The organism is Hoylesella timonensis S9-PR14, from assembly GCF_000762405.1.
In the GTDB taxonomy this organism is placed as follows: Bacteria; Bacteroidota; Bacteroidia; order Bacteroidales; family Bacteroidaceae; genus Prevotella; species Prevotella timonensis_A.
This window is the reverse complement of sequence record NZ_JRPQ01000162.1, coordinates 1-5,305: the sequence shown is the minus strand read 5'-3', so window position 1 is coordinate 5,305 and position 5,305 is coordinate 1. Positions and strand designations below refer to the sequence as shown.

Annotated in this window: 5 protein-coding genes; all 5 read right to left on the bottom strand. The window is 42.6% G+C overall.

Annotated elements, in window-relative coordinates:
• Positions 1 to 623 precede the first annotated feature (623 nt).
• The 5 genes from HMPREF9304_RS15310 to HMPREF9304_RS10420 all read right to left on the bottom strand — a co-directional run bounded on the left by HMPREF9304_RS15310 (position 624) and on the right by HMPREF9304_RS10420 (position 5,232).
• Positions 624 to 2,474, bottom strand: coding sequence for a TraG/VirB4 family ATPase (locus tag HMPREF9304_RS15310; protein WP_445236340.1), 1,851 nt, complete (start codon positions 2,472 to 2,474; stop codon positions 624 to 626).
• A 1,118-nt stretch (positions 2,475 to 3,592) separates the two neighbouring features.
• Positions 3,593 to 3,889 (bottom strand): DUF4133 domain-containing protein, encoded by a 297-nt coding sequence (locus HMPREF9304_RS10435; protein WP_036928836.1) that lies wholly within the window; start codon positions 3,887 to 3,889, stop codon positions 3,593 to 3,595.
• 9 nt (positions 3,890 to 3,898) lie between these two features.
• Entirely contained in the window at positions 3,899 to 4,288 is a 390-nt protein-coding gene (locus HMPREF9304_RS10430) for a DUF4134 domain-containing protein (protein ID WP_081953701.1), read from the bottom strand.
• Between the two features lie 53 nt (positions 4,289 to 4,341).
• Positions 4,342 to 4,698: a DUF4134 family protein gene (locus HMPREF9304_RS10425; protein ID WP_036928834.1), complete on the bottom strand. Its 357-nt coding sequence runs from the start codon at positions 4,696 to 4,698 to the stop codon at positions 4,342 to 4,344.
• 3 nt (positions 4,699 to 4,701) lie between these two features.
• Complete coding sequence (locus HMPREF9304_RS10420; RefSeq protein ID WP_036928844.1) at positions 4,702 to 5,232, bottom strand: hypothetical protein; 531 nt, start codon at positions 5,230 to 5,232, stop codon at positions 4,702 to 4,704.
• Positions 5,233 to 5,305: the final 73 nt, after the last annotated feature.

Below are 5,305 nucleotides of genomic sequence, written 5' to 3'. Positions count from 1 at the left end.
TCTTTCTTAATGTTTTCCTTGGCGGCTTTGATGTCAAAGTCGCCGATCTTTTCCAAGAGGTCTTTCCAGTTGACATTCCCCAATTGAGACACGTCGAAGATTTTCCGCAACTTCTCGTTGATAACCAAGAAAACTACGTCCTTGAAAGATAGCTTACCATTTGTAACAACAAGTTCGAACTGTTTGCATAGCTGTTCGACATTTTGAGTAGTCTTGAATAGGTAAGGTCCCCAATAAAGGGCATTGTCGGGCTGCTTGACCATTTTGACAGCAACGACGATGAGCTTGGGCATGATGCCGTCTTTCACTAAATAAAGGATGCGCTGATAATAATAATTCTCATCNCTGCTGAACAGCCCTGCATCACGCATGGCGTTNCGGTCTTTCAGCTTTGACANGTAGATGCCTGCGGTGGAAAGGCTTGCCTTGGTGTAATGNCCTAAGATGGAATCTACATCGGAAACGGTTAGACGCTCGGTTTCCGACTCTATTGCGTATGCGGCAGTCATGGCAGCNACNGTACCCTCGTCAATGTTGACGGCATGATACGACTGGGCTGACATGGCTGTCACCGAGAGGATCAAAAGGATGATGGCAATGATACGACGCATATAACTTTGGGACTAATTGTTTAATACTTTTCTNTCCTTTAATATTTTTCTGGCAAATTCCAAGGAACTCTTNATCCCTGAATGCTTCCAGTCACGCACGAAGGCTTCGATGGCATGTTGGTGATNACACNGNAGAAGTTTCTTATAGAGCTTCAAGGCCAGCTTCTCTATCTTCTCCGTTGTNTAACTCATATAACATTCTGGTGGTTCCTCTATGCCAAATACATCACCTTCCTGTCCTCGTTTGATGAAGACTTCCTTGAATGGCGAACGNCCNTCNTTATTTTCCANGCGGTTNATGGTNAAAATTTTCTTACANTCAATGTCGGTTAGGGCAAGCGTTTTCTTGATGTTGTCAAACTTGTCCTTGAANTTGCTCTGATCAAGCAGCATGAAGACACCGGAATTGTTGATGATGGCTTCCTTGACTATCTTNGACTCGGTAACATCCTGTATCTCCTGTGTGACGACACCGACCATTGCCCAGTGCTTGCGGGCGGTCTTGTAAAGGTACTGTATATAGGTGGCCATGACAGGAGTNGCAATAGCTTTCCACGCTTCTTCTATGACAAGGCATTTTCTTCCTTCCTTTAGGAGCATCTTCTGTGTGAACACATCCATAATAATTAGTACGACAATGGGGAAAAGAACTGGATTTTCTTTTATTTTGTCAATCTCGAATACGATGAACTTTTCATTGAAAAGCGAGGAATCCATGTCGTTGTTGAGCGTATATTCCAACTCGCCACCCTTATAGAAAGGTTTGAGAATTGTAGCAAATTCATTGATAGGAAAGGTTACGTCATCCTGCTTCATAATCTGCGGAATGCGCTCTATGGCGAACTCATAGTAAGTGTTGAANTTCAACTCCGTCACACGCATCTTCTTACGCTGACGCTCAATCTTATCGATTTTCTTGTTGATGCGTTGGAGATATTTGCTCTCAATGAGTTCTGGAGTGAGACGCAANAGTTGACGGCTGGCATTACTCTTCTCCCCATCAGTGGCAGCACTATCATCAATGACGGCTTGCAACTTATCACGGAGACGGAGGTTACGGGCTTTGTGCTTCTGAATGGCTTCTTCCTCTTCATCGATCCTATCATCTATGTCGTCTATGTCATCCATGTCATCAGAAACGCCATAACGCTCTTCCAACTGCTGCTCGTATTCTTCATACTTNCCAGTNCGCTTATCTTCAAGNTCCATGACATGNCGCATATTGTCTCTCTGCTCCTCGGTAAAACCCTCAAACGGGGTGAAATACTCCTCAAAGTATTCTATCAGTGTTTGGTTGATGATGGTCTCTTCAAGTTTCGTCGGTTCACCATTGCCTTTGAATATAAGGAAGATAATATTTCTAAGAAAGTCTTTCTTTGCCTGAAAGTTCTGCTCGTACTCGGTTTTCTCAATCTTAAACGGATTCATCGAAATAGGATGCTCCTTTGAATAGGTGATGTATATGCCTTCAAAATAGCTGCACAAGCCCTCGTAGCTATCGCCGGTATCAACAATGACTATATCGGTGTCTTGCTCGTAATACTGACGCATAACGGTATTCATAAAAAAGGACTTGCCGCTACCTGAAGGGCCAAGTACAAAGAAATTAGAGTTGTCGGTATACCTTATTTTCCCCTCCTTACCAGACACGTCCACAGCCATGGGAACGCCCTGTCTGTCAGTATAATAGCATTTCAGGTTGGTATCGTCACCTTTCTGTTGATGTTCCTTATACAAAAGGCATAGTGCCGGCTCGGAAAGCGTCAGAAAACGATCATAATCTGCATTGAGTTCAAAGCAGTTGCCTGGAAAACTGGCAACAAATAACTCTAATTGATTATAGGCACGCTTGGACAGGTGCATACTGTATCTTGCCAAAAGATTTTCCAAACTGTTGGTAACCTTTTGCAAGTTCTTGTCGGCACTGGTCTTTACTATAAGGTTGTAATGGGCATAAACAAATTGCTTACCGTTACGGGCAATCTCATTAAGAACGTCGTTGATGTCTTCAACAGCAATCTGATTATTCGGATTGGGGATAGAGGCATGACGGTTCTTCTTTTTCTCCAACTTCGCTATCTCTCGCTTTTGATTGGGAAGGAAAATAATTTGATTATATATGATGGTGTCCACATCTGGGAGAGTACTAAGATCTGAAAGTAGGTCTTGTGGCATAACAGTGTTGTTGACATTGATGTCAGCGTAAGGATGAAGTGTGCCAGGAAGACCAGGGTCATCCACATCCAAAAGGCTATACACTTTCAGCTGTTCATCACCCATACAGATTTTCTCGGACTCCACATTGAAGTCGGTCATCGAAATAACTTCGTTTTTGAAATCAACGGCGAAGAAACGTTCGGTATATTCCTGACATTCCTTGCCACTAAGAAAACGACAGTTTACATTCTCGCTCTTCAGACGGTCGTGGACTTTCTGTATCTTTACTTGAAAATCACGCCATTTATCGGCATCGTATGTCTTCAATCCGCCGTTCCTACCTCTCTGGGTGATGGTGAGATATGTCTGTGACTCCACATAGGGACGACCATTGAAAAACTTGAAATAGGCATCGGAAAGAAAACGCTTTTTAGCATCACTATTCTTTCCTGCTATGTTTGATATGTTAAACTTCTTGCGGACGAAGACATCTTGCTTGTGTATGGCATAGCCCTCGCCTAAAACCTGAAGGACAGAGGCCATCAAGGACGTAAACTCGTAATAGCCGTCAGTGTCGGCTGAATACTTCCTGACGGGATTATCCATCTTCAAGATAGTTGAATAATCGCCTTTCTTAGTGTAGATAACACCTATATCGTTTACATCCTCAAAACTGAAATAGATATTCTCAAACACTTTAGCACGTTTGCTACCTGTGCCGAAAGCCTTGATGGAAATAAACATTCCCAATAACACAGAGGCAAAGACCAATATGACGATTACGGTAATCATAAATTTACTTAACTTACAATCAAATAAATGTTCTAATATTGTCTTGAATGGCTGAATATGTAAATCCCTTTTGGTGATTTCTTTGTATGCAATCCTTTGTGCTGCTTGACAAAAATGGTTACTCCTCCAACGGAAAGAATAATGGTTAACAGCGACAAGGATATGACGAAGCCGAAGATCATATAGCCAATCAAGAATGATAACAGACCACTTCCAACAGTAATGGCGGCCCATACAATGTATCTTCCTCGAAGGCCCAGAAATTCAAGAGGCTTCTGAAGCCCCTTGAATACTGGGTAGTCGGGATAGTCGTTCTTGACTGTTTCCATGTTTCTCTGTTACAGTCCGAAGAACAGTGGCAGTGCTTGAGCTGCTGCTACGAGGAAGATGCAGGCTCCGACAATCATCATGATAGATTTCTTGACATCCTGTTCCTCGTTGTTCATCTTGATGTAAACGGAGATGGCACCCACAACGGCAACAATACCTGCTAAGGCATAGCACAACTTCGTTACAACGGGGATGTACTTCTTCAAGGCATCCGTTGACTTGGTGATAGCTTGAATACCGGAATCGATGTTCTGTGCATCGGCGGCAACCGTTACCACAACCAACATCAGCATCACCAATACAAAACGAGGGTCTGTGGCTACGGATTTGATTTTCTTCACTGCGGAAATGCCAAAACTCTTGGCACCGCTTACCATTACTGACAAATTCTGATTCATTGTCTTGGATTTTTTGTTAGTTAATAATTATATGAAAATATGTAATAAATGAATTACCAAAGCCTGTCGGTCACTCCAAATTGGAAACCGAAGAACGCTGGAAGGACTATGGTGGCGATAAGTAGGAAAATACAGCTGCCAACCAAAACGATGATACTTTTGGTAAAGCCCTCTTCTCCTGCTTGCATCTTAATATAGATACTGGTAGCACTGTATATGGACAGGAGGGCTGCAATTGCATAAAGCAAATACAATACGGCTGTACAACAAGTTAATACGAAGACAACCATATTATACAGGCGACCGGAATTGCCACTATAGTCGGTTGTCCCACAATTCGCTATAACGGGCTGTGCAAGCGATAGTAATGCTGATAACAGTAAATAGGTTTTTCCCTTAAACTTCTTCATGACTTATATACTGAATTGTTCTGCCTGTTCGTCTTCTTGCTTGGCCTTCAATAATGCAGCTTGACAATCTTCAACGAACTCGTCCACATATACAGCTCCTTGAATGTCTGGCGACACGCTGTTCAAGTCTCCGTTGATTGAATCAACCTTGGCTTGGGCCTGCTTGGCCAATTCTTCTGTATCTGAATCTGTAATGTCTTTCGCTGTTATTTTATCTTCGTCGATATGAGTAGCTGATGCTTCATCTGCTTTATTGGGTGCTGTTGGCTCTGCTGCCATTGCACCGCCGTACGTTTCAGGTGCTTCGTCACCAGGACGTTCTATCTGATACTTGCCATCGCTGTCCTCACTAACTCTAACTGCCGAAACTGCTGGCGCACCTTCCGTATTGTTGACAGACGTACTCGTGTGAATGACTTCAACACTTTCCTTTTTTTCTCCTTTCTTGCCGAACAAATCAAGGCTGATCATAGCAACATAATAGATAACAAAGATGAATGTCACTACAATTGCGAATATACCGAATGATCCCATATTATTTTATTTGTTGTATGCAAAATAAATGACTTAACAGCAAATAAGCATCCTCAAAAAAATAAAAGTCTTA

Bases quoted from the DNA above. Each gene is read 5' to 3' on its own strand.
- HMPREF9304_RS10435 (WP_036928836.1), bottom strand. From the start codon at position 3,889: ATGGAAACAGTCAAGAACGACTATCCCGACTACCCAGTATTCAAGGGG.
- HMPREF9304_RS10430 (WP_081953701.1), bottom strand. From the start codon at position 4,288: ATGAATCAGAATTTGTCAGTAATGGTAAGCGGTGCCAAGAGTTTTGGC.
- HMPREF9304_RS10425 (WP_036928834.1), bottom strand. From the start codon at position 4,698: ATGAAGAAGTTTAAGGGAAAAACCTATTTACTGTTATCAGCATTACTA.
- HMPREF9304_RS10420 (WP_036928844.1), bottom strand. From the start codon at position 5,232: ATGGGATCATTCGGTATATTCGCAATTGTAGTGACATTCATCTTTGTT.